Below are 20,744 nucleotides of genomic sequence, written 5' to 3'. Positions count from 1 at the left end.
TGTCAACCCGGACTCCGGGCGACTGTGGATAACTGGGTCATCCGGCCAGCGAACTCATCATGCACATCCAGCGGATGCACACCCATGTGGATAACTTCCGCGGCGGCCGGCCGATCTTTGCCAGGCTTTCACCAGTCAGTCCGACGAGGGGAAAGCAGGAGTTTCCGATGACCGAGCCCGACCAGAAGTCCCCGTACGGCCCAGGCTTCATCGCCGCCTGCATCACCCTGACCGCCATCCTCGCCTGCGGCGCCCTCCTCCTCTTCACCGCCCCCTCGAGCACTCCCGCGTCGGTGGCAGACCAGAGCAACCGTTCGACGGATGGCGAGGGCGGTCCAGCATCTGAACCACCCTCCAGTCAGGACCGCGCGGTCTCCAACACCCCACAGCCCGCCGGCGAGGCCGTGGCCAGGCCGCGTGGCTCGACCTCGTCGGGGTCCTCCGGTACTTCGAGCAGCTGCGGCTTGCCGGATGGCGAGCAAGCGACGCCGTCCAGCCGGCCACCGAAGGCTGACCTCTGGGAGATCAGCCGTCGAGTCGTGGTGCCGCGCTCATCGGCGTACGGGCCGGGCAAGACCGATGCCGACGGCTTCCGGAGATGCTTCGCGCATTCGCCGACCGGGGCGGTGTACGCGGCGTACAACGTGATCGCCGCCCTCGCCGACCAGACCAAGGTCATCCCGACGGCGACCAAACTGATGGTCCCCGGCCGCGACACCGACCTCCTGCTTCAGGCAGTGCGGAAAGAAACGCCCGACACCGCATCGACTCCAGCGCAGGTCGCGGGCTACCGGATCGTCGACGCCGACCGCGACCGCGTCACCATCATGCTCGCGATGCCGGTGCAGACGGAGTTCATGAGCGCCACCTTCACGCTGACCTGGCACGCCGGCGACTGGCACCTGGTACCACCGCCAGACGCCGCCGCGGTCGGTACGCCGTACTCCCAGCACCACAACCTCAACGACTTCGTCGAATGGAGCGGTGTCTGATGTGCGGGAAATTCGACGTCGGCTGCAAGGTCGGCGAAGGCCTCGGCAACGTGATCAGCAACGCCACCGAAGGATTGGTCCGGCAGCTGTCCGATGCCGTGCTCGCCTGCCTGCACTCGCAGGCGACCTTCTGGGTGCGGATCCCCGGCCCGACGCTGGCCACCGAGGACGCCAAGCTCCACTGGACGAACCAGCCGACGATCGCCTTCCTGCAGACGCACACTTTCTGGCTGACCACCACGCTCTTCGGGCTGGCGATCATGGTGGCCGGCATCAGGCTTGCCTGGGAGCAGCGCGGCGACCCGCTCCGGCAGTTGCTCAAGGCAATGATGACGTTCGTGCTGGCGTCCGCGGCCGGGACCGGCACCCTGCAACTGCTGTCCTCCTTTTCGGACAGCTTCGCCGAGAACATCGTCGATGCGTCGCTGCCGCCGGGCGAGAGCTTCGAGACCGCGATGAGGGGCGTGATGATGCAGGACGGCAGCCAGATCGCCCAGCGGATGCCGCTGTTCCTGATCATCTTCTCGGCCCTGGGTGTGCTGTTCGGATCGCTCATCCAGATCGTGCTGCTGCTGATCCGCTCGGCGATGATCGTCCTGCTGGCCGGCATGTTCCCGCTGGCAGCGGTCGCGACGCATACCGAGCTCGGCAAGGCCTGGTTCAAGAAGTTCTGTGGCTGGGCGCTGGCCTTCATCGCGTACAAACCCGCGGCTGCATTGATCTATGCGGCCGCGATCCAGATGACCCACGAGGGCATGATCAACTCGACCGGCGACGGGTTGATCCAGACGCTGACCGGCATGATGATGCTCGGCTTGGCCGTCGTCGCCCTCCCAGCCCTTCTCCGCTTCACCGTCCCCCTGACCGCCGCCGCAGCAGGAGGCAACTCAGGCACCGGCGCCGCAGTCGCCGACCCCGGCGGCCTGGCCTCAGGCGCCATCAACGTAGGCCGCTCCTCCGGCTCAGCATCCGCAAAGTCCGGTGGAGGTGGAGCAGGCGCTGGAGCGGGAGCGGGAGGTGGAGCCGGTGCTGGCGCCGGTGCAGGTGCCGGCGGCGGCGCCACGGGCGCGATCGGAGCCGGCGCAGGTCCAGCAGGCGTCGCCATGGCCGGCGCCAAGAAGGCCGCCGGCTCCGTAGCCGGCGCGGTAGCCCACTCAGCCGGCGAACCCGGCGGCGGCTCCTCAGCCTCCGGCGGCTCCTCAGGCGGCGGCTCCGGCGCCTCCCGCCCAGGCAGCTCAGGCGGCTCCCGCCCCGGCGGCCCCCGCGGTGCTCGTCCGCCCGGCTCAGGCTCCAAGCCTCCGCCGCCAACCTCACCGCGTGGCTCCTCGACGTCTAATCCGGCGGGCCCTTCCGGCAGCTGGTGACGGCGGCCGGCTAGGTCGACCTGTGGGGACGGGAGGATGGGGGTATGGGTTTGCAGCGGATCGCGCTTATTTCTGATGTTCACGGCAATCTGTCGGCGCTGGAGGCGGTGCTCGCCGATATCGAGGGGCGCGGGATCGAGCGAGTCTTCAATCTCGGGGACTACGTCGGCAAGGGACCGCGCGGGAGCGCGGTGGTCGACCTGTGCCGGGAGCGGTGCGAGGTCAACATCCTCGGCAACTGGGACGACTTCCTGCCGAACCCGGCCCGCGAATTCGACAGTGAAGGCCTGCGGTGGTGGAAGAACGAACTCCGCGAAGACCAGTGGACCTGGCTACGCGCGCTCCCCTTCAGCCACGACTTCCTCCTCAGCGGCCGCCGGATCCGGCTCTTCCACGCGTCGGCGACCAGCGTTCACCGCCGGGTCCGCTTCGACCATGACGAGCAGGAGTTCCTCGGCATGTTCGAGAACACCGAAGCAACCGGCGACGGCCCGATCCCGACCGTGGTCGGCTACGGCGACACCCACGACGCCTTCTACGAGGTCGACCTGCAACGCCGAACCCTCTTCAACACCGGCAGCGTCGGCAACAGCATGTCCGACCCCACCCCCGTCTACGTCATCCTCGAAGGCATCCCCGACTCCATCGACGACGCCCCCTTCTCCATCCAGTTCGTCCGCGTCCCCTACGACGCCCACGCCGAACTCGAAGTAGCCCGCGCCCTGTCCATGCCCGAACTCAACGGCTACGAAGCCGAAATCCTCCACGGCCTCTACCGCGGCGACCTCTACGCCAACACCACCCCCACCTACCACCGCCGTCCCCACCCCGCGATCCAACCGGCCTAGTCCGACAGCCTCGTCGTCATGCCCAACTGTGGATAACGCTGTGCAAAAGTCTGGGGACAACGAGTCAGCTGGGGAATCGATGCCAGTCGGCCGCGCCGACGCGATCTCGGCGGCAAGGTGGTTTCGCGCCGGCTAGCGGACGAAGAGGGCCTCGGAGCCGACTGGTTGGTAGTCGGCGGCGAGGAAAGTGCGGGTGGAGGCGGCGTTGCCGGGGCTTACCTGAGACCAGATGTGGGAGCCGGGTGGGATCAGGGCTCGGGCCGCGCGGGCCAGTTGGCGGCCGTGGCCGTTGCCCCGGGTGGATTCGGGGACTTCCAGGGCTACCTCTAGGCGGCCGGCCAGGCCTCGGCCGGTGAGGACCAGGCCGCCGTACGGGGTGGTGTAGGCGTGGACGTCGTCGCGGTAGCGCCAGGCTCGTTCGATTCGGGGGTGGCCGCGTTCGGTGAGGTCGGTCAGGTCCTTGACGGCGGTGGCGCGTTCGGCCGGATCGGTCAGGGCTGGGGCGAGGAGCATCTGGTCGATGGCGTTGACGCGGCGGCCGGTGAGTTGCTCGAGGGCGTACAGGAACGGTGGGTTGAGCGGGGCGGAGAGGTCGCCGTCGGGGATGAGGCCGGCGACCCAGGCTGGGGAGACGTCCGCGGCGATCACGATGTGCGCGGTGAGGGCCACCACGCAGGACTCGCGGTCGGACGGCGCCGGTACCACCGTGATGCTCAGGTCCGGGGCGGGGAAGACGCCGCCTTCGATCCCGCGCAGAATGTCAGCCAGAGTTGTCATCACGAGCCATTGTGGAGGAGAACCCTCCCCGGCTCCTGAATTGGAGGCACACGTGCGTAAGCCTGAGCTGGTCGCGGCCGAAGGGCTGCCCGAGAGCGTGACGATCTACGAGGTCGGACCACGGGACGGGTTGCAGAACGAGGACGCGATCGTCGACGTCGCGGTCAAGGCCGAGTTCATCCAGCGGCTCGCCGCGGCCGGACTGACCACGATCGAGACGACCAGCTTCGTGCACCCCAAGTGGGTGCCGCAGCTCGCCGACGCGGCCGAGCTGCTGCAGCGCGTGGACCTTCCGGACGGACTCCGTACGCCGGTGCTGGTGCCGAACGAGCGTGGCCTCGACCGCGCGCTCGAAGCGGGCGTACAGGAGATCGCGATCTTCGCCAGCGCGACCGAGACCTTCGCCGCGAAGAACCTGAACTCGACGGTCGACGAGCAGTTCACGATGTTCGCACCGACTGTGCGGCGCGCGCTCGACGAAGGTCTGAGCGTCCGTGGCTACGTCTCGATGTGTTACGGCGACCCGTGGGAGGGCGACGTACCGATCGACCAGGTGGTCAAGGTCGGGGCGCGGCTGGTCGAGCTCGGCTGCCACGAACTCTCCCTCGGCGACACGATCGGCGTCGCGACGCCCGGTCAGGTCGTCGCGCTGATCCACGCCTTCGGCAAGGCGGGCGTCGGCGTCGGCAAGCTGGCTGTCCACTTCCACGACACCTACGGCCAGGCGCTCGCCAACACCCTCACCGCGCTCCGAGAGGGCGTCACGACGGTCGACAGCTCGGCCGGCGGGCTAGGCGGTTGCCCGTACGCCGAGAGTGCCACCGGCAACTTGGCCACGGAAGACCTGCTCTGGCAACTCGACGGCCTGGGCATCAAAACCGGCGTCGACCTGGAAAGCCTCGTCACCACCAGCGCCTGGATGGCCAAGCAACTAGGCAAGCCCTCCGCCAGCCGCGTAGTGCAAGCGCTAGCGGGCTAGCCTGTCGGAGCAGCGCGGCGGCCGCTGCAGCCGTCGGCACCGCCCGCTAGGCGACTGCGCCCGCCCACCGGCACCCGCCCGCCCACCGGCACCGCCCGCTGGGCGACTGCGCCCGCCCACCGCCTGCGCAGTCGCACGCGGCGCCGGGCCGCCGCCTGCGCAGTCGCGCGCAGCGCTGGGCCTAGACCTCTGCCCGTTCCCGGCGAGTGAGGTGTAGGTGCTCGCGGGTGCGGTCGTCGGTGGGGGTGTCGACGAACAGGACCAGGTCGGGATGGGCCGACACGGCCAACTCAGTCACGGTGAAGGTCAGCTCGCCGGCGACCGGATGCACCAGTCGCCGTAGCCGCGCCTCGCCGTCCGCGACCTCGTGCGTCGCCCAGAGTTGCTCGAACTCCGGGCTCAGTTTGCGCAGCCGGTCCAGATCGGTCTCCCAGTCGGGATCGCCGATGTGCTCGACGTACGCCGATCGCATCCGGGCGACCAGATACGGCACCTCGGTGTCGTAGTTCAGCAACTGGTCGCGCGCGAGCGGCTCGGTCACGATGCACCACAGCAGGTTGAGGTGGATGCAGGGCAGCGTGTGCCAGTCGTGGTAGAGATCCTTGGACGCCTGGTTGGACTGGAGAATGTCGTAGCGCTTGTTGGTGATCAGCGCGGGCAGCGGATCGAGTGCGGCCAGGATCTCGCTCAGCACCGACTCGTCCGCACAGACGCCGGTCTTCGTACGCACCGGTGTCGCCTCGGCCAGCGAGTACAGATGCGCGCGTTCCAGCTGGTTCAGCCCGAGCGTGGTCGCGACCGCGTCGAGCACCTGCCCGCTCGCGTTGATCGGCCGGCCTTGCTCGAGCCAGGTGTACCAAGTCACGCCGACCCCGGCGAGCTGGGCGAGCTCCTCGCGCCGCAGGCCCGGAGTACGCCGCCGCCCACCCGGAGGCAGCCCGACGGCTTCGGGCGTGACTTTGGCGCGGCGCGCCTTCAGAAACTCCCCAAGCTCAGCCCGACGTGTGCTCACCAAGTCATGCTGACACGCACCGCCGACAGTTTCCTCAGGATTACTACTGCTCGATCGGGCGACGAATCCGTCGGACCAGGCTCTTGTCGGCGTACTGGCCGATCCGGAACGTCGACCAGCCGTCGACCCCGGCGCCCACGGCGCCACCCAGCAGCGGAACGCGGCGCGTCACCATCAGACCCATCCGCTTGCCGCCGATCCGCGCGATGAGTTCACCGACCACCTCGCCGGCCACCATTCGGTCCAGCTCCGGGTCGAACACCGGCGCGGTCGCGATCGCCAGCGGCGACGTCGGCAGGCTCGCCTTCTTCAGCCGGTCAGTCACGCCGTCCTCGCCGAGCAAACAGGTGATGACGGCCGTCCGCACCCGCGGATCGTCCAGGTCGAAGCCGCGCAGATGAGCGATCGACGCGACCATCCGAGCCTGTACCACCGCCAAGCCGGTCAAGTTGGCGGGCAGTGCGACCGGCAGCGTGACCAGCCCGCCGATGCTGGTGACGAATCCCTGCACGCTGGCCAGCCGGATGTGCTGCTCGATCACCGTGTCGACCGCGAGCTCCGCGTCGCCGTCGTGCTTGGCCAGGTGCCGTTCGGCCACCTTCTCGGCGCCGGGAAACCGTTGGTACCCGTCGATCGCGATCTCCAGGACCTGACGGAGCACGCCGGCGGCCGCCTGCGGAGCGAACCGCTGGGCAGCAGGCGCAAGACTGCTGGCAACAAACCTGGCTACTCCGGCCACAGCACTCCCTCACAAACTCGGACACCTGTCCCCGGAGACCCGTGGACAGGCGCAGCACACTCAACTCTACGTGCCACCGCAGCACGCGCCACTCGGGAGAAACCCCGGCCAGTCCCTTGCTTACTCAGAGCTGAGCGCGGGTGCAGCGGGTGACATAGGGCATCGTGAGGTTCTTGCGGCCGCGCAGGTCGAGATGCGAGTCGAGCAGCTCGGTGACCTGGTGCATGAGTTCGTCGCGGTCCTTGGCCGGCATCGTGATGACGTATGACCGCGACGCCACCATGTCGAGCAGCTCGGTCCGGGTGAGCGCGTGCTCCCAGCGGATCTCGAGTCGCTCGACCCTGCGGAACGGCGTACCGATCGGTGGTGCGGAGTCGATCTCCTGCCGAGCGTGCCGGTGCAGCACGCGATCGAGTTCAAGAACCCAGGGCACCGAGTGGTCGCGGATGTTCCACACCAACCCGAGCGTCCCGCCGGGAGTCAGCACGCGCGCGATCTCCGGCAACGCCTTCGCCGGATCGAACCAGTGCCAAGCCTGCGCCACCACAACAGCGTCAACAGCCCCGGAATCCAGGGGAATCGCCTCAGCCGATCCATCCCGTACGTCGGCCGACGGCACCGCGGCGACCAACTCGTCGCGCATCGCCTCCAACGGCTCGACGGCGGTCACCGCCAGATCGCGAGCGGTCAACAACGCGGTGAGCTTGCCGGTCCCGGCGCCGAGATCGAGCACCGACCTCGCAGTACCGGGGACGAGCCAGTCGACGGCCGACAACGGATAGGACGGTCGTCCACGCTGGTACGCCGCGGCTGCGTCACCGAAGGATGCCGCCTGGGACTGCTTCGACCAGCGCCGGCTCGCCCCTTGCCGGGTCATCCCGCACGCCTGCCCGATCTCCTCCCAACTCGCCAGCCGCTGGGACCGCAACTGCTCGATCAGCTCGGTCCGCCGATGCTCGAGCGCGGCGATCACCTCGGTCATCCGCGCGAGCCCACCGAGCCCGCCGGACCCTTCGATCTCCTCGACGATCTTCATGCTGGGCAGCATATGTTGCTGGCATGCGGCTCTGTCAACAGATGTTGCTCCCTGGGTGGCGTGAGGTCTGTCGGCGGAGTAGGCCAGGATGGTGGCGTGCCAATCGATCCACCTGCCTCCGCGTGGGAGTTCCCGCCGGTCGCGGTCGCCGGTGCGAGCGACGTCGTGGCGGCCGGGGCGGATCTCGAGCCGGGCACCGTGCTGGCGGCGTACAAGCGGGGGCTGTTCCCGATGCCGGACAGTCACGGGCCGCTGCTGTGGTGGTCGCCGGTGGATCGCGGCGTGATCGAGGTCGACGGGTTCACGCCGTCGCGGTCGCTGCGGCGGGCGCGTCAGCGGTTCGAGATCCGGGTCAACACCGCGTTCGACCAGGTCATCCGGGCGTGCGCGGATCCGACCCGGCCGGGGTCGTGGATCGACGACGACATCATCGCGTCGTACACGAAGCTGCACGAGATGGGCTGGGTCCACTCGGTCGAGGCGTGGGACGGCGACGAGCTGGCCGGCGGGCTGTACGGCGTGGCGATCGGCGGGCTGTTCGCGGGCGAGTCGATGTTCCACCACAAGACGGACGGCTCGAAGGCCGCGGTGCTGGGGCTGATCGAGTTGCTCAGCGACAAGTTCGCCTCCGAGCGCGTGCTGGACATCCAGTGGGTGACGAGCCACCTGGCGACGCTCGGCGCCGTCTCGATTCCGCGCGAGACGTACGTCCGTCGCGTGGATCGCGCGCTCGCGTTCCCCTTGCCGCTCGCCTTCGGTGGAAGCCTCAGCCGATACCGATGAAGGTGGCCAGCTGGCCGGTCGCGTCGGCGAAGAACTCGTCGGCCGGGTCCATCGTCCCGACCAGTTGCCCGAACAGCTCGAAGCTGACCATCCCGTAGAGCTGGGTCAGCGCGATCATCGCGCGGGCCAGCACCTTCAGCGGTACTCCGGGTGCCATCTCGGCCAAGACGCCGAGCTGCTCCACCATCAATCCGGCGGGCTCCGGTGCGTCCTCGGGCGGAACCAGTACGCCGGAAGCCTGCGCCTGACTCAAGATGCCGAGCAACGCGATCGCCACCCGGCCAGCCGGCTCGATCGTGCTCTCCGGCGCCTTGTATCCGGCGACCGGTGACCCGTAGATCAGCGCGTACTCCTGCGGGTGCTCGATCGCCCACGCCCGGACGGCTCGGCAAACGGCGAGCCACGCCTCGCGTGGAGTTCCAGCGTTCTTGGCCGCTGTTTCGGCCTTGGCGCCGAGTGCGTTGTATGCGTCGATGATGAGCGCGGTGAGCAGATCGTCGCGGCTGGGGAAGTACCGGTAGAGCGCCGACGAGACCATGCCGAGCTCGCGCGAGACGGCGCGCAGCGACAGCCGTTCGGCGCCCTCGGTGGCGAGCTGGCGGCGCGCGGCGTCCTTGATCTCATGGGTCAGCTCGGCCCGGGCTCGGTCACGGGCGGTCCGTCCGGCGTTCATACCCAGCAGTCTGCCATGATCACCGGACTAAATCGAGAGCACTGCTCTTGACTCGGGCCGCCAATCGGTGTTCACTGGTCACAACAGAGAGCACCGCTCTCGCAAACTGGGAGGCGATCCTGATGCAGGAGTACAACGACAAGCGAGTGGTGACCACCGGCCGCGGCAGCATGCTGGCGATGAACAAGGTGGTGGCCGGCCTGACCAACCTCGGCATCAGCCTGATGGGCAGCCGGGTGCTCTCGGTCCAGGGCCGCAAGTCCGGCGAGTGGCGCAGCAACCCGGTCAACCTGCTCGTCGTCGACGGCCAGCGCTACCTGGTCGCGCCGCGCGGCCACGTCCAGTGGGTCCGCAACCTGCGCGCCAGCGGCACCGGCACCCTCCGCGTCGGCCGCCGGGTCGAGACGTTCCGCGCCGAAGAGCTGGCCGACGCCGACAAGCCCGACATCATCCGCACCTACCTGGTGAAGTGGGCCTGGGAGGTCGGCGCCTTCTTCGGCAAGGACGTCCGCAAGGACTCCCCGCTCGAAACCCTCCTGCACGTAGCCCCGGGCGTCCCCGTCTTCCGCATCCACACCGCCTGAAAGCACCCCTGAATCGACGTGGGGCAGCTCGGGGCAGGGGGCTCGGGCGTGTCGGAATCAAGGTTCAGGGGTGGGTTCGTCGGTTGGGGTGGGCTTGCCCGGGCGGCGGAGATGGGCTTGGCGGTAGAGGTTGTTGGTGATGTTGGTCTTGAGGGCGGTACGGGTCCAGTTGTGGTCGAGGGCCTCGCGGGCGTACCAGAGGCGCAGGGTGGGGCTGTCGAGGAGTTGCAGCAGGGTCAGGTGGTGGTACCAGGGGAGGTCGGCGAGCGGGCCGCGGGCGTACGCCTCGTGCGGCCAGGCCTCGGCGAAGGCGCGCATGTAGCTGAGGTTGCGGACCGAGAGGCCTTTGTGGGCGGGGAAGCGGGCCATCAGGTCACTGGAGAGGTGGACGAGGCAGCGGTTCGTCCAGTCCGGTTTCTGTTGCCAGTGCAGGATCTCCCGGCCGATCGACCAATGGATGAGCAGTGGCTCGCGGTCCGTCACGAGCTGGGCTGTGATCGTCTCGAGGAAGGCGGGGTACCAGGACGGCATCGAGGGCCTGGCGGCGGGAATCGGGGTCATGCGGAAAGGATGTGACCGAGGCCGTCGGCGACACGAAGGCCTTCGGCGGGCAGCTTGGGGCAAGATGGCGGCATGATCTCGCAGGAGGAATTGAAGGTCGCGCCGAAGGTCTTGCTGCACGACCACCTCGACGGTGGGTTGCGGCCGCAGACCGTGGTGGAGCTGGCCGCGGAGGTCGGGCACAAGTTGCCGCGGACGGATGCCGGCGAGCTCGGCCAGTGGTTCGTCGAGTCGGCCGATTCCGGATCGCTCGAGCGGTACCTGGAGACCTTCGACCAGACCGTCGCGGTGATGCAGACCGCCGAGGCGATCAAGCGGGTCGCCAGTGAGTGCGTACAGGACCTGGCCGCCGACGGTGTCGTGTACGCCGAGATCCGGTACGCCCCGGAGCAGCACCTCACCGCCGGGCTCAGCCTCGAGCAGGTGGTCGACGCCGTGCGCGAGGGATTCGAGGACGGCATGGCTCGCGCCGAGCGGCCGATCGTCGCGCGGCAACTGCTGACCGCGATGCGGCACCAGGCGCGGTCGATGGAGATCGCCGAGCTGTCGATCGCCTACCGCGACGGCGGTGTCGTCGGCTTCGACATCGCCGGCGCCGAGGCCGGCTATCCGCCCACCCGGCACCTGGACGCCTTCGAGTACCTGCAGCGCGAGAACGCGCACTTCACCATCCACGCCGGTGAGGCGTTCGGCCTGCCCTCGATCTGGCAGGCGATCCAGTGGTGCGGCGCCGACCGGCTCGGTCACGGCGTCCGGATCATCGACGACATCTCGTACGACGAGAGCGCGGGGCTGGACGGCAAGGCGGAGCTCGGCCGGCTGGCGGCGTACGTGCGCGACCGGCGGATCCCGTTGGAGATGTGCCCGAGCTCGAACCTGCAGACCGGCGCGGCCGACTCGATCGCCCAGCACCCGATCGGCCTGCTCGCGAAGCTCAAGTTCCGGGTCACCGTGAACACCGACAACCGGCTGATGAGCGGTACGTCGATGAGCCGCGAACTCGCCCTGCTCGCCGAAGCCTTCGACTACGGCCTGGCCGACTTCCGCTGGTTCGCGATCAACGCGATGAAGTCGGCGTTCATCCCCTTCGACGAACGGCTCGCGATCATCGACGGCATCATCAAGCCCTGGTACGCCACAGCGCTGAACCAAGAGGGCTAAAGCAATAGACGCCGGGCCCTGGTCGGCAGCAGCATCGAGGCCATGACGACCAAGCAGATCCGGTTCGTGGAGTTGTCCCCTACGACGATGACCGCGTTGCTCGCGGACGATCTGGCCGGGGCCAGCCTCGGGACCGGCGTCGAACTGACCGAGCTGTTCACCAACGACGAGTCGAAGTGGCTCTGGAACTACCGGATCGCGCAGATGGAGGACGATCCGGAGGCTCAGCGCTGGATCGTCCGGGCCGCCGTGTCAGAGCCGGAAGGCGTCGTGATCGGCCATGGCGGCTATCACGGTCCGCCCGACGAGAACGGCATGGTCGAGGTCGGCTACACCGTCGACGCGGCGTACCGGCGGCAGGGCTATGCGAAGGCGATCCTCACCGCGCTGATCGAGCGAGCCGCCGCCGAACCTGGCGTGAAGACCGTGCGCGCCTCGATCAGTCCCACCAACGCCGCCTCGCTCGCGACCATCGCCGGCTTCGGTTTCCTCGAGGCCGGCGAGCAGTGGGACGAGGAAGACGGTCTCGAACTCCTCTTCGAGCGGTCTGTCTGATTACTTGACATCGGATACCCCAGAACTAATACTCGATTTCGAGTAATCGAGATCGAGGAGGCGGCGTATGGCCAAGCGCAAGGTGGCCAACCCGCTGGCGTTCGCCGTGCTCGGCAGCCTCAGTGAGCGGCCGATGCACCCGTACGAGATCTCGACGATGCTCAAGACCCGCGGCAAGGACATGAGCATCAAGCTGAACTACGGCTCGCTCTACTCGGTCGTCGCCGCGCTCGAGAAGAACGGTTTCATCGAGGCGGTCGAGACCGTGCGCGACGGCAATCGCCCCGAGAAGACCGTCTACGCGATCACCGCCGCCGGCCGGGACGAGTTCGCCGACTGGCTGGCGGAGCTGCTCGGCAGTCCGGAGCGTGAGTACAGCCAGCTGGAAGCGGGCCTGGCCTACCTGCCGGCGTTCTCGCCGGACCGGGCGGTCGAGTTGCTCGACCAGCGGATCGAGACGCTGGTCGCCGAGATCGAGAAGCTGGAGACCGCGCACGCGGAGATGGCGTCGAACAAGTTCCCGCGGATCTTCTGGGTCGAGTCCGAGTTCCGGCTCGCCCTGGTCCGGGCGGAGATCACCTTCACCCGGCAGCTGGTCCGGGCGATCCGGACCGACGAGCTGGAGGGTTCCGCCTTCTGGCGCAAGGGATTCGAGGCCGTCGAGAAGTACGGCATCCAACCGGCCGACCTGTTCAAGGATCCGGTCAAGTACTTCGGAGAGGAGCTCCCCTGGCTACAGGAGATCCCACCGGAGGCCAGATAGCAGCACGGCCCTCGACCAGGGAGCGGCAACTCCCGGGTCAAGGGCCGCAGTTCCTCGAGTCGATCCCGCAAGCGAGACCTGACACCCAAGGCGCACTCGTCAGGATAGCCGGGTCGACTCCTCATCACTCAGCAAGAGGAGTCACGTCACCATGGCACCACCCCCTGCCCTCGAGGCAGCAGAACTGGTCAAGACCTATCCCGCCGGCCGCAAGAAGCCGCCGCTGCGGGCGCTCGACGGACTGAGCTTCACGGTCCCGGAGGGCGTAGTACTGGGGTTGCTCGGGCCCAACGGCGCGGGCAAGTCCACCACCGTCAAGATCCTCACCACGTTGTCGCGGGCCGACTCCGGTACCGCCCGGGTGGCCGGCTTCGACGTCGTCAAGCAGCAGGCCGAGGTCCGGCACGCGATCGGCTATGTGCCGCAGAAGTCGAGCTCCGACCCGATGGCGACCGGTGTGGAGAACCTCGTCCTGTCCGGCCGCATCTACGGATTGTCCAGGCAGGAGTCCGTACGCCGAGCAGCCGAACTCCTCGCCCGTTTCGACCTCACGGAGGCCGCCGGCCGTCAAGTACGCACGTACTCAGGTGGCATGCAGCGCAAGCTCGATGTCGCCCTCGGACTCGTCCATCGCCCGCGCGTACTCTTCCTCGACGAGCCGACCACCGGCCTCGACCCGGAAGCCCGCGCCGATCTGTGGAACGAGGTCGAGCGCCTCTCCGGTACCGAAGGTCTGACCGTCCTTCTGACGACCCACTACCTGGAGGAGGCCGACCGGCTGGCCGACCAGCTCGCGATCGTCGACCACGGCAAGATCGTTGCTGAAGGCACCCCCGAGGCGCTGAAGGCCGAGCTGCGTGGCGACTCCGTGCAGGTCGAGCTGGTGGACGCCGATCTCGACGGCACAGTCGCCAAACTGTTGGGCACCCTCCCCGGCATCGGCGAGATCGTTGTCGACGGCAACACGTTGCGAGCCCGCGTCGATCGTGGGGCGACGGCGGTTCCCGCAGTACTGGGAGCCCTTGAGGAGAAGGCGATTCCGGTCACCGCGGTCACGGTGTCGCGGCCGTCTCTCGATGACGTCTACCTGCAGTACACGGGTCGCTCGTTCAAGACGGCGGACAAGGAGCAAGCGGCATGAGCGCCACAGTTGTCACTCACACCGGATTCATCACGGGCCGCTGGCTGCGAGCGCAGTACCGATCTCCCGCCCTGATCGCCTTCACCTTGGTGCAACCGGCAATCTGGCTCCTGCTGTTCGGCCAACTCTTCAAGGGTGTTGTAGCACTGCCAGGCTGGAGCGACTCTTCCTACATCGCGTTCCTGACCCCCGGCATCGTGATGATGACCGCCCTGATGACGAGCGGCTGGAACGGCACCACCTTCATCGCCGACATGGAGCGCGGCGTGATGGACCGAATGCTCACCTCACCGGTCCGCCGCGGCGCCCTGATGGCCGGTCAACTGATCAGCAACGGCACCACCACGGTGATCCAGACGATCCTGGTCTTCGCCATCGGCTTCGCAGCCGGCGCCCGCTACGACGGCGGCATCCTCGGCTACGTAGTAACGATCATCGTCTCGATGCTGGTAGGCACAGCCTTCGGCTCCCTCTCCAACGCCGTAGCCCTGCTGACCCGCCAGCAAGAAGCCCTGATCGGCATCTCCCAGTTCATCTCCCTCCCCCTGACCTTCATGTCCTCGATCATGCTCGACCCCAAACTCGCCCCCCACTGGGTAGCCGTAGCAGCCCGCTACAACCCAGTCGACTGGGCCGCCATCACCGCCCGCCAAGCCCTCTCAGCCACCCCCGACTGGAACTCCGCAGCACGCCACGGCCTGTACCTACTGGCCTTCACCCTGATAGTCGGCTACCTCTCCACCCGAGCCTTCCGCACGTACCAGCGCTCGGTCTGAAGAAGATCCTCGAACTGCGCCCTCCGGCAGAGTCGCAGGGCGCAGTTCGAGATGGAAAGCTGGAGGAGTGAGTGTGTAAAGTAGAGAGCAGCCTAGGCAATAGCCGTGGGAAGTGAACCCGGGAGCCGTCCGGACGGTCGGTCGCCCGGGTTTCGCGTGTCTGGGTCCTCAGGGCTCGATGTCCCGGAGCCGCACATCCCCGCACCGGCGCCGAATGCAGGTAGCTGAACCGCTCCTCCGCCTGAGCCTTCACCACCATCTCGCGAATCACCTGGTTGTCCTGCCGATCCTGGTCACAGGACTCGACAACCATCCGAGAGACACCGAGCTCCTCGATCAGACGTCGTCCGTCGCTCTCGTGCTTCATGTGGATCCGGATAGCCGCCCCTGGAGGACTCGTCGACGAAGGCATGGGCGGGCATGATTCGCCAACGGTAGAAGGGATTGCGGACCTCACCAAACCGGTGGGAAGCTGAGTTGTCAGTGAGGTCAGCTGGCGGTTTGGAAGGTTCGGCGGTAGTCCTGGGGTGGGACGCCTACTACTCGGCGGAAGTGGTGTCGCAGTAGGGCTGCGGTGCCGAAGCCGGCTTCGGTGGCTATTTGTTCTATGCCTAGGCGGGTCTGCTCGAGCAGGGTTCTGGCGTGCAGGACTCGTTGGGTGGTGACCCATTTCAGGGGCGTGGTGCCGGTTTCGGCGACGAAGCGGCGGGCGAAGGTGCGGTCGGACATCTGGGCGCGGCGGGCCAGGTCGGGGACGGTGTGTTCGATGGTCAGGTTGTCGACCATCCAGTCGAGGACTGGCTGCAGGCTCTCGCCGGATGATTCGGGGACCGGTACTTCGACGTACTGCCGCTGGCCGCCGTCGCGTTGCGGTGGGACCACCATCCGGCGGGCGATCCGGGTCGCCACCGCGCTGCCGAGCTCGCGGCGGACGAGGTGGAGGCAGGCGTCGATGCCGGCGGCCGTACCGGCGCTGGTGATGATGTCGCCGTCGTCGACGAACAGCACGTCCGCGTCGAGCTTGGCCAGCGGGAACTGCTCGCGGAACTTGTCCGCATAGCGCCAGTGGGTCGCGCAGCAGCGTCCGTCGAGCAACCCGGCCATCCCGAGCACGAAGGCGCCCGAGCAGACCGTCAGCAGGATCGCGCCGCGCTCGTGCGCCTTGCGCAGCGCGTCCAGGATGCGTTCGTCGTACGCGCCGCGCCAGGTGGTGGCCGGCAGCGCGACCAGGTCGGCGTCCTCCAGCTCCTCCAGCCCGTACGGCGCGATCACGGCCGAGTGGCTGCTCGTGCTCAGCGGCACGCCCGGGGTGGTCGAGCAGACCTTGAAGTCGAAGGCCGGTACGCCGTCGTCGGTCCGGTCGATCCCGAACACCTCCGACAGCACGCCGAACTCGAACAGCGCGACGTCCTCCATCAGCACCACAGCGATCTTCCGCAGCATGCGAACCAGTATGGCAGTAATTTGTGGATGACTGTCAATAGTGCCAATTGTGGCTGGATGTGGTTGGTGGCATGATTACTGCCATGAGCGGAATCATCGTCCTCGCAGTACTCGCGCTGGTAGTGATCGCGGCTCTCGAAGGCAGCAGCAGGCGGAACGCCACCGGGCTCGGACACGCGCCCGACGGCACCTGGGTTGCCGACGACCGCGACCTCGCCAGGTCCAAGCTCGACCTGCTCGCCCTCGGTGGCGCGGCAGAGCCGTTCTCCCACAAGCCCGTCGCCAACGCCGGCAGCGTCGTCAGCATCCGTCGCGCCCGGGTCCTCCACTCGCACGGCCGCCACGCGGCCTGACGCCTAGCAGCACAGTGGCGGGGAGGTTCACCCTCCCCGCCACAGCTATGTCCAGCCGGTACTACGGGCAGGTGCCGTTCACCGGCGTCGCCAGCCCGGTCCACATGAACGCGTCGCTCACCCAGGTGCCGTCGCTCAGCCGGTTCCACAGGCTGGTGGTTCCCCAGCGGCCCGTGTGCGACGTGCCGTTCTTGGAGCAGGAGATGTTCACCGTCGTCCCGTCGGCCACACTGCCGGCCAGCGCGTAGTTGGTGCCCGGCCCGGTTCGCTTGTTGACCGTAGTACCGCCGAACGAGTCGATGATGCCCTGCGTGAAGCCCAGCGCTCCGTAGTTGTACAGCTGCTGCCCCGGGCTGCGCAGTGTGCTCCCGTGCAGCGCAGTGCCGTTGTACGCCGACGCTGCGTTCTGGAACACCCACCCGCCGACGTTGTGCCCGGCGATCCCGACATACGCGCTGTTCTGCCGCAGGGCGAAGTGCACGTGGTTGCCGCTGGCCGACCCGCCGCACGACACGTCCGTACCGATGTTGCCGAGGAACGTGCCCTCGCTGACGGCCAGTCCGTTCGCCGCGATGTTGTTGAACATGTGGTAGTAGTCCGTGGCGTATCCGCGGTCGTGGATGACCCGGATCCAGCCCTTCCCGTTGCCACACATCGTGTACGCCGTACCGCCGCGCGCCGCGAGCACCTGGCCGTTGCCACCGGCCAGATCCACCGAGCTGTACGGCGTATCGGTACCGGCCCAACCGTGCGGCCCACCCGGCATGCTCCAGGAGGCGCCGGTCGCGAACGGCAGTCGCATACCGGTCCGGAAGTCTCCACCGGCCGCTTGGGGAGCGAAGGACTGCCCGAAGAGCTGCTTCTCCTTCGCCGACACCACTGGGGACGATGCGGCCAGCTCGCTGAAGGCCCGCTCCCCTTCGAGCCCGACCTGCCACTTCCCGTCGACCAGCCTGGCCGCGAACAACCACCCCTCGGGATGCGTGTCCTGCCCCTTGGGCGCCAGCGAGACGGTAGTACCGAAGACCGAGCCCGTACCGGCCCCGCGAGTCACATTGACCTGGAGCCCAGCCGCCTTGGCCTTACTCGACTTGGCCAGGTTGACCTTGGCCGCCACCGCTTGCTGCAAGTCCTGCTGCGGTGCTTGGGCAGCTGTGGCCGGTACTGCCAGAACTCCCGCAAACAAGCCGGAACCGAGCACGACTGCCCAGCGCCGACGCGAATTGAACGTCATAACGAACCTCCTGATGGGACGGAACAGGATTGGTGGCTCGAAGCTATCGATCGACTACGGAGCGTCGGTTATGTTGTGGGCTGGATGCCGTCCAGAGACTGTCCAGCTGGGGTGAGGTGAGGCAATGGACAGCTCCGCCCTGGCTGCGCTCGGCGCTGCCATGCTCCGCTACCGCCTGTCCCGCGGCCTGTCGCTCCGCCAGCTCGCGGCCCGCCTGGGTATGCAGGGCCACGGCGGCCTCTCGGACTACGAGAAGGGCCGGCGCCTGGCCCCCGCCGACCTGATCGAGCGCTACGAGCAGCAGCTCAACATCACCGACGGCCAACTCGCGGCACTCCGCGCAGCCGCTCTCGCTGAGCGCGCCGTGCAGAAAACAGATCCGGAGTGGGCAGCCGGCGCAGGTGGGGATCAGGGCGGGGTAGGTACGGCCGGGCGCGGTGGCGATGGAGTTGGGTGGCGGGAGGAGGCGGGGCCGGGCGGCACCGCCGGAGACGACGGGTGGCGGCCCGCCTTTGCTATTGCTGAGTTGCCGGCTGCGCCGCGGGACTTTCAGGGGCGGGGTGCGGAGGTGGCCGGCGTGCTGGCTGCTGCGGCTGACTGTCTGGCCGGGCGTGGGCCGGTGACCGTGGTGGTGGCTGGGCAGCCGGGGGCGGGGAAGACGACGTTGGCGGTGCGGGCGGCTACGCATGCGTTTGCGTTGGGGTTGCGGGACGCGCAGTTCTTCGTAGAGCTGGGGTCGGCCTCCCCTGAGGTGGTGTTGCATCGGTTGTTGCGGGCCCTCGGTGTGCCCGACCTGCAGTTGCCGCCGGATGTGGGTGGGGCGGCGGCGATGTTCCGGTCGCGGCTGGCTGGGCGGCGGTGCGTGCTGGTGTTGGACAACGCGCGTGACGAGGCGCAGGTACGTGCGCTGCTGCCGGGTCCAGGGCCTGTACTGGTCGTCGTCACCAGTCGGCAGCGGCTGACTGGGCTAGCGGGTGCGCGGCGGGTGGATCTTGCGGAGTTGGCCGAGGACGATGCACAAGCGTTGCTGACCGACATTGTCGGCAAGGCGCGTGCTGCGGCCGAGCCGGAAGCCGTCGCCGAGGTTGTCGCCGCCTGTGGACGCCTACCGCTCGCAGTGCGGATAGCAGGGAACAGGCTCGCCTGCTGGCCGGACTGGTCGATCGCACACCTCGCCGAGCTGCTCAGAGACGAGCAGAGCCGCCTAGGTCGACTCACCGCCGGCGATCTGGCCGTGCGGAGCGCATTCGCCTTGTCCTACAGGGAGATCTCACCAACGGCCGGTCGACTGTTCCGGCGACTGGTGCTCGCCCCAGGCGCCGACTTCGAAGTACAGGCAGCTAGTGCTCTTCTCGGTGCGCCGGCTGAGAGCGCGTTGGAAGAGCTGGCCGGTGCAAGTCTCATCGGCCTGGCGGCAGTCCCTGGGCGCTACCGCATGCATGACCTGCTCCGCCTCTACGCCTCCGAACTCCTGCAGGAGGAAGGCCAACGAGTTGAAGCCGAATTCGCCTTGTTTGATTGGCTTTTCGGCCAGGCACGAGCTGCCGCAGCCGCGCTAGCTCCAGAGTCGTCGGACTACCCGGGCGGTCGCGCAGCAGCTCTGGCCTGGCTAGATGCGGAGGCAGGCGCGCTGCTGGCCGCAGTACGACGTACTGGCGAACGCGTAGACGGCAAACTCGACCCCCTGCTGCAAGACCTCACCCAACGCATCCCCTGGTACTACGACCTGCGCTGCCGCTGGTCCGACATGATCGAAGTCGCCCAGCACGCTCGAGCTGCCGCCGACCGATCAGAAAACCTGGCAGAGCGCGCCTTCGCCCACAGCATGCTCGGACTAGGACAACTCGGCCAACACCAGTACCGCGCAGCCCTGGCCTCCTGCGAACTAGGCCTAGCCGACGCCAGGGCCGCCGGACTCGCCGCCGAGGAGGCAGAACTCTTCGGCCGCCTAGGACTCGCCCACGAAGGCCTAGGCCGGTACTCCGAAGCGGAAGCCCGCCATGCCGACCATGCCGAGCAGTGCCGGGTCCTAGGCGACCAGTGGGGCGAAGCAGCCGCAATAGGCCGCAGATCCCACGCCCTGCAGATGCTGGGCAAGCACACCGAAGCAGCCGCCTGCCTCCGCCGAGCCCTCAAGATGCGCTCCGACCTAGGCGACGAGCGAGGAGTCGCCATGGCCGAGTACCGCTTCAGCGCCCTCCGCAACGACCAGGGCAACCACGAAGAGGCCCTCCAACGAGCCCGCCGAGCCCTAGCCGTCTTCAAGTCCCACGACGACCAGTGGGGCACCGCGGTAGCCCACTACGAACTAGGCCGCTCCCTAGCCGGCCTAGGCCGCCTCCGCGAGGCAACCACGGCCTACCGAACGGCAGTAAAAGGCCTGGACCAGGTAGGCGAATGGCAACGCCTAGCCGAAGCCACCGCAGCCCTCACTGACGCACAAGCTCGCGTCTGACCGACCCAGTTGGTCGATAGAGCTCGGCGCCTCCCGCTGCCAAGGCCAGCGACAGGACGAAGAACCCGCCGTACAACGTGGTGTAGCTGCTAGGCGGATCCTGCCGAGTGGTCAGCCACAGCAGCACCACACCGCTAGCCATCCCAGCGGCACCGGCTGCCTTCTGCCAGCCGCGGTGGAAGCTGAGCAGCCCGCCTAGGTAGAAGACCGGCAGGAACACGATCCCAGGCCCGGCGAAGACCAACAGCCAGCACAAACCAAGCAGTCGCCAGGCCCGCGACCAGCCGGCCCGGCGAGCACCGTGCAGGAAGCCGAGCACGAGTCCGCCGATCGCGGTCGACCCCAGAATCATCCCGGTACCGGTCCAGGTGAACTCGGGATCCGTGGCGATCAACCGCATCCACACTCGGGCGGCCACGCCCCACGACAGCCCGAGCGCGAAGCCGATGGCCGCGGATCGCAATACCTTCGCTGGTGCTGTCATGGCTCCTCCGATCGAGTCATGCTGGGTGCAC

General features: G+C 67.9%; 22 protein-coding genes. 13 read left to right on the top strand and 9 right to left on the bottom strand.

Going from position 1 to position 20,744, the window contains the following annotated elements; translation table 11 throughout:
• The first annotated feature begins 167 nt into the window (after nucleotides 1–167).
• The 3 genes from AB0M15_RS11705 to AB0M15_RS11695 are packed head-to-tail and all read left to right on the top strand — an operon-like array spanning nucleotide 168 to nucleotide 3,204.
• Complete coding sequence (locus AB0M15_RS11705; protein WP_363816562.1) at nucleotides 168–992, top strand: hypothetical protein; 825 nt, start codon at nucleotides 168–170, stop codon at nucleotides 990–992.
• Nucleotides 992–2,356, top strand: coding sequence for a hypothetical protein (locus AB0M15_RS11700; RefSeq protein ID WP_363816560.1), 1,365 nt, complete (start codon nucleotides 992–994; stop codon nucleotides 2,354–2,356). The genes AB0M15_RS11705 and AB0M15_RS11700 overlap by 1 nt, the downstream gene beginning before the upstream one ends.
• 44 nt (nucleotides 2,357–2,400) lie before the next feature.
• Nucleotides 2,401–3,204 carry a metallophosphoesterase family protein gene (locus tag AB0M15_RS11695; protein ID WP_363816558.1) on the top strand — a complete coding sequence of 268 codons (804 nt, stop codon included), beginning with the start codon at nucleotides 2,401–2,403 and terminating at the stop codon, nucleotides 3,202–3,204.
• Between the two features lie 132 nt (nucleotides 3,205–3,336).
• Here the strand turns inward: AB0M15_RS11695 and AB0M15_RS11690 are convergent, their stop codons facing one another.
• Nucleotides 3,337–3,981, bottom strand: a complete 645-nt coding sequence (locus AB0M15_RS11690) for a GNAT family N-acetyltransferase (protein ID WP_363816556.1) — start codon at nucleotides 3,979–3,981, stop codon at nucleotides 3,337–3,339.
• Nucleotides 3,982–4,033: 52 nt separating this feature from the next.
• Here AB0M15_RS11690 and AB0M15_RS11685 point away from each other — a divergent pair, with 52 nt between their 5' ends.
• A complete protein-coding gene (locus AB0M15_RS11685) occupies nucleotides 4,034–4,960 on the top strand; it encodes a hydroxymethylglutaryl-CoA lyase (protein ID WP_363816554.1) in 927 nt (308 codons plus the stop codon).
• Nucleotides 4,961–5,141: 181 nt separating this feature from the next.
• Here the strand turns inward: AB0M15_RS11685 and AB0M15_RS11680 are convergent, their stop codons facing one another.
• From AB0M15_RS11680 to AB0M15_RS11670, 3 genes are all read right to left on the bottom strand, one after another.
• Nucleotides 5,142–5,972 (bottom strand): helix-turn-helix transcriptional regulator, encoded by an 831-nt coding sequence (locus AB0M15_RS11680; RefSeq protein ID WP_363816552.1) that lies wholly within the window; start codon nucleotides 5,970–5,972, stop codon nucleotides 5,142–5,144.
• Between the two features lie 43 nt (nucleotides 5,973–6,015).
• A complete protein-coding gene (locus tag AB0M15_RS11675) occupies nucleotides 6,016–6,711 on the bottom strand; it encodes an EcsC family protein (protein ID WP_363816550.1) in 696 nt (231 codons plus the stop codon).
• Nucleotides 6,712–6,835: 124 nt separating this feature from the next.
• On the bottom strand, nucleotides 6,836–7,747 hold the full coding sequence (locus tag AB0M15_RS11670; RefSeq protein ID WP_363816548.1) for a class I SAM-dependent methyltransferase: 912 nt from the start codon (nucleotides 7,745–7,747) through the stop codon (nucleotides 6,836–6,838).
• Between the two features lie 96 nt (nucleotides 7,748–7,843).
• On the opposite strand from AB0M15_RS11670, the gene aat reads away from it, so the two are divergent.
• The gene (gene aat, locus AB0M15_RS11665; RefSeq protein WP_363816546.1) at nucleotides 7,844–8,530 is read left to right on the top strand and encodes a leucyl/phenylalanyl-tRNA--protein transferase; all 687 of its coding nucleotides are present in this window, start codon (nucleotides 7,844–7,846) and stop codon (nucleotides 8,528–8,530) included.
• Here aat and AB0M15_RS11660 read toward each other — a convergent pair.
• A complete protein-coding gene (locus AB0M15_RS11660; RefSeq protein WP_363816544.1) occupies nucleotides 8,514–9,203 on the bottom strand; it encodes a TetR/AcrR family transcriptional regulator in 690 nt (229 codons plus the stop codon). The two genes, aat and AB0M15_RS11660, sit on opposite strands and share 17 nt — an antisense overlap.
• Nucleotides 9,204–9,325: 122 nt before the next feature.
• Between AB0M15_RS11660 and AB0M15_RS11655 the strand changes: the two genes are divergently transcribed.
• The gene (locus AB0M15_RS11655) at nucleotides 9,326–9,787 is read left to right on the top strand and encodes a nitroreductase family deazaflavin-dependent oxidoreductase (RefSeq protein WP_363816541.1); all 462 of its coding nucleotides are present in this window, start codon (nucleotides 9,326–9,328) and stop codon (nucleotides 9,785–9,787) included.
• A gap of 57 nt (nucleotides 9,788–9,844) precedes the next feature.
• Here the strand turns inward: AB0M15_RS11655 and AB0M15_RS11650 are convergent, their stop codons facing one another.
• Nucleotides 9,845–10,348: a DUF1016 N-terminal domain-containing protein gene (locus tag AB0M15_RS11650; RefSeq protein WP_363816539.1), complete on the bottom strand. Its 504-nt coding sequence runs from the start codon at nucleotides 10,346–10,348 to the stop codon at nucleotides 9,845–9,847.
• 72 nt (nucleotides 10,349–10,420) lie between these two features.
• Here AB0M15_RS11650 and AB0M15_RS11645 point away from each other — a divergent pair, with 72 nt between their 5' ends.
• The 5 genes from AB0M15_RS11645 (at nucleotide 10,421) to AB0M15_RS11625 (ending at nucleotide 14,744) form a co-directional block, all read left to right on the top strand.
• The gene (locus AB0M15_RS11645) at nucleotides 10,421–11,509 is read left to right on the top strand and encodes an adenosine deaminase (RefSeq protein ID WP_363816537.1); all 1,089 of its coding nucleotides are present in this window, start codon (nucleotides 10,421–10,423) and stop codon (nucleotides 11,507–11,509) included.
• A gap of 42 nt (nucleotides 11,510–11,551) precedes the next feature.
• On the top strand, nucleotides 11,552–12,064 hold the full coding sequence (locus tag AB0M15_RS11640; RefSeq protein WP_363816535.1) for a GNAT family N-acetyltransferase: 513 nt from the start codon (nucleotides 11,552–11,554) through the stop codon (nucleotides 12,062–12,064).
• Nucleotides 12,065–12,131: 67 nt separating this feature from the next.
• Nucleotides 12,132–12,827 carry a PadR family transcriptional regulator gene (locus AB0M15_RS11635; protein ID WP_363816533.1) on the top strand — a complete coding sequence of 232 codons (696 nt, stop codon included), beginning with the start codon at nucleotides 12,132–12,134 and terminating at the stop codon, nucleotides 12,825–12,827.
• A 151-nt stretch (nucleotides 12,828–12,978) separates the two neighbouring features.
• Nucleotides 12,979–13,968, top strand: coding sequence for an ATP-binding cassette domain-containing protein (locus tag AB0M15_RS11630; protein ID WP_363816531.1), 990 nt, complete (start codon nucleotides 12,979–12,981; stop codon nucleotides 13,966–13,968).
• The gene (locus AB0M15_RS11625) at nucleotides 13,965–14,744 is read left to right on the top strand and encodes an ABC transporter permease (RefSeq protein WP_363816529.1); all 780 of its coding nucleotides are present in this window, start codon (nucleotides 13,965–13,967) and stop codon (nucleotides 14,742–14,744) included. Before AB0M15_RS11630 ends, AB0M15_RS11625 begins: the two co-directional genes overlap by 4 nt.
• A 489-nt stretch (nucleotides 14,745–15,233) precedes the next feature.
• Here AB0M15_RS11625 and AB0M15_RS11620 read toward each other — a convergent pair whose 3' ends face one another.
• Nucleotides 15,234–16,187, bottom strand: coding sequence for a helix-turn-helix domain-containing protein (locus AB0M15_RS11620; RefSeq protein ID WP_343966749.1), 954 nt, complete (start codon nucleotides 16,185–16,187; stop codon nucleotides 15,234–15,236).
• Nucleotides 16,188–16,270: 83 nt separating this feature from the next.
• Here AB0M15_RS11620 and AB0M15_RS11615 point away from each other — a divergent pair, with 83 nt between their 5' ends.
• Nucleotides 16,271–16,540 (top strand): hypothetical protein, encoded by a 270-nt coding sequence (locus tag AB0M15_RS11615; RefSeq protein WP_363816526.1) that lies wholly within the window; start codon nucleotides 16,271–16,273, stop codon nucleotides 16,538–16,540.
• 61 nt (nucleotides 16,541–16,601) lie between these two features.
• Here AB0M15_RS11615 and AB0M15_RS11610 read toward each other — a convergent pair whose 3' ends face one another.
• Entirely contained in the window at nucleotides 16,602–17,774 is a 1,173-nt protein-coding gene (locus AB0M15_RS11610; RefSeq protein WP_363816524.1) for a peptidoglycan DD-metalloendopeptidase family protein, read from the bottom strand.
• Between the two features lie 124 nt (nucleotides 17,775–17,898).
• Here AB0M15_RS11610 and AB0M15_RS11605 point away from each other — a divergent pair, with 124 nt between their 5' ends.
• On the top strand, nucleotides 17,899–20,229 hold the full coding sequence (locus tag AB0M15_RS11605; RefSeq protein ID WP_363816522.1) for a tetratricopeptide repeat protein: 2,331 nt from the start codon (nucleotides 17,899–17,901) through the stop codon (nucleotides 20,227–20,229).
• Here the strand turns inward: AB0M15_RS11605 and AB0M15_RS11600 are convergent.
• A complete protein-coding gene (locus tag AB0M15_RS11600; RefSeq protein ID WP_363816520.1) occupies nucleotides 20,204–20,713 on the bottom strand; it encodes a hypothetical protein in 510 nt (169 codons plus the stop codon). The genes AB0M15_RS11605 and AB0M15_RS11600 overlap by 26 nt on opposite strands.
• Nucleotides 20,714–20,744 lie beyond the last annotated feature (31 nt).

Origin of the sequence: Kribbella sp. NPDC051718 (assembly GCF_040681515.1) — a bacterium.
GTDB lineage: Bacteria > Actinomycetota > Actinomycetes > Propionibacteriales > Kribbellaceae > Kribbella.
This window is presented reverse-complemented; position numbering and strand designations above follow the sequence as displayed.

Excerpts from the sequence above, each read along its gene's own strand:
- AB0M15_RS11705 (WP_363816562.1), top strand. The coding sequence starts at position 168 with ATGACCGAGCCCGACCAGAAGTCCCCGTACGGCCCAGGCTTCATCGCC.
- AB0M15_RS11700 (WP_363816560.1), top strand. The coding sequence starts at position 992 with ATGTGCGGGAAATTCGACGTCGGCTGCAAGGTCGGCGAAGGCCTCGGC.
- AB0M15_RS11695 (WP_363816558.1), top strand. The coding sequence starts at position 2,401 with ATGGGTTTGCAGCGGATCGCGCTTATTTCTGATGTTCACGGCAATCTG.
- AB0M15_RS11690 (WP_363816556.1), bottom strand. The coding sequence starts at position 3,981 with ATGACAACTCTGGCTGACATTCTGCGCGGGATCGAAGGCGGCGTCTTC.
- AB0M15_RS11670 (WP_363816548.1), bottom strand. The coding sequence starts at position 7,747 with ATGAAGATCGTCGAGGAGATCGAAGGGTCCGGCGGGCTCGGTGGGCTC.
- AB0M15_RS11660 (WP_363816544.1), bottom strand. The coding sequence starts at position 9,203 with ATGAACGCCGGACGGACCGCCCGTGACCGAGCCCGGGCCGAGCTGACC.
- AB0M15_RS11655 (WP_363816541.1), top strand. The coding sequence starts at position 9,326 with ATGCAGGAGTACAACGACAAGCGAGTGGTGACCACCGGCCGCGGCAGC.
- AB0M15_RS11650 (WP_363816539.1), bottom strand. The coding sequence starts at position 10,348 with ATGACCCCGATTCCCGCCGCCAGGCCCTCGATGCCGTCCTGGTACCCC.
- AB0M15_RS11645 (WP_363816537.1), top strand. The coding sequence starts at position 10,421 with ATGATCTCGCAGGAGGAATTGAAGGTCGCGCCGAAGGTCTTGCTGCAC.
- AB0M15_RS11640 (WP_363816535.1), top strand. The coding sequence starts at position 11,552 with ATGACGACCAAGCAGATCCGGTTCGTGGAGTTGTCCCCTACGACGATG.
- AB0M15_RS11635 (WP_363816533.1), top strand. The coding sequence starts at position 12,132 with ATGGCCAAGCGCAAGGTGGCCAACCCGCTGGCGTTCGCCGTGCTCGGC.
- AB0M15_RS11630 (WP_363816531.1), top strand. The coding sequence starts at position 12,979 with ATGGCACCACCCCCTGCCCTCGAGGCAGCAGAACTGGTCAAGACCTAT.
- AB0M15_RS11625 (WP_363816529.1), top strand. The coding sequence starts at position 13,965 with ATGAGCGCCACAGTTGTCACTCACACCGGATTCATCACGGGCCGCTGG.
- AB0M15_RS11620 (WP_343966749.1), bottom strand. The coding sequence starts at position 16,187 with ATGCTGCGGAAGATCGCTGTGGTGCTGATGGAGGACGTCGCGCTGTTC.
- AB0M15_RS11615 (WP_363816526.1), top strand. The coding sequence starts at position 16,271 with ATGAGCGGAATCATCGTCCTCGCAGTACTCGCGCTGGTAGTGATCGCG.
- AB0M15_RS11610 (WP_363816524.1), bottom strand. The coding sequence starts at position 17,774 with ATGACGTTCAATTCGCGTCGGCGCTGGGCAGTCGTGCTCGGTTCCGGC.
- AB0M15_RS11605 (WP_363816522.1), top strand. The coding sequence starts at position 17,899 with ATGGACAGCTCCGCCCTGGCTGCGCTCGGCGCTGCCATGCTCCGCTAC.
- AB0M15_RS11600 (WP_363816520.1), bottom strand. The coding sequence starts at position 20,713 with ATGACAGCACCAGCGAAGGTATTGCGATCCGCGGCCATCGGCTTCGCG.